Annotated in this window: 1 protein-coding gene and 1 pseudogene; both read right to left on the bottom strand. The window is 40.4% G+C overall.

What is annotated here, in order from left to right; genetic code table 11:
* Positions 1-192: SDR family NAD(P)-dependent oxidoreductase (locus R3X28_RS19285; RefSeq protein WP_317666527.1), on the bottom strand; the 192-nt coding region annotated here is incomplete at its 3' end.
* Between the two features lie 18 nt (positions 193-210).
* Positions 211-319: pseudogene (locus tag R3X28_RS19290) on the bottom strand (5-dehydro-4-deoxy-D-glucuronate isomerase); the annotation flags it as partial.

Below are 319 nucleotides of genomic sequence, written 5' to 3' on the forward strand. Positions count from 1 at the left end.
ACCATGGGCATCAATGCCTTCTGAACGATATTCCTCAACCGCACTATTCACTTTTTCCAATGAAGTACGTTCGTTAACTACGATTTTAGCACCAGCATGGCCCAAACCTTTCGCCATCGCCATTCCCAAACCATGTACAGCCCCAGTTACCAATGCAACCTTTCCTGTTAAATCAAATAAATTAATCGACATTATTGTGTAGTTTATGTATTATCTTAATTCCGTTATTTTTGCGACATCCATATCTCCATAATCCAAGTTTTCACCGGCCATACCCCAAATAAAGGTATAGTTGGATGTTCCCGATCCACAGTGAATG

This window comes from Maribacter sp. TH_r10 (assembly GCF_033101095.1).
GTDB lineage: Bacteria > Bacteroidota > Bacteroidia > Flavobacteriales > Flavobacteriaceae > Maribacter_A > Maribacter_A luteus.